We start from the raw sequence: 464 nt of genomic DNA on the forward strand, positions 1-464 counted from the left end.
GATATTAAGGATGAAGAAACCATTAAACACGTGGAGATACTGGATTACCTTGATAATAGGGAGTGCCATGTTCGTAACACTCAGCGCCGCGCTCGGAGTATTACTTTGATTCCGGTAACTCTAGGACTAATCACCAGTATGTTATTAACAGTAAATGATTTCATAGAAGAACGAAAGAGTAATGAATCAGAAATTTATCATTGGGTTGATGTAGCTAAAAAAGAATATGGGGAGAAGTTTTACCTACGTGATGATCTACCTGACTATTTGAACGGTATGGATTATATTGGTGATGATAAAGATCTTTCCCTGATAAAATACTTGCATTACCGCTATAATTATTATGAATATAGTGACTATTATTTTAAAATTGATATAGGTTTCCTGCTACTCTACCTACTGATTATTCCACCTTTTGTATGGGCTATGTTTTTTTTACGTCGACAAGCCCCATTAATTATCGA

The 464-nt window shown here is 34.9% G+C and carries 1 protein-coding gene; it reads left to right on the top strand.

The window, feature by feature from the left end; all coding sequences use genetic code 11:
* On the top strand, positions 1 to 464 hold a 464-nt coding region (locus tag EAE93_RS24080), incomplete at both ends, for a hypothetical protein (RefSeq protein WP_214040744.1).

Origin of the sequence: Photorhabdus akhurstii, from assembly GCF_018448925.1 — a bacterium.
In the GTDB taxonomy this organism is placed as follows: domain Bacteria; phylum Pseudomonadota; class Gammaproteobacteria; order Enterobacterales; family Enterobacteriaceae; genus Photorhabdus; species Photorhabdus akhurstii.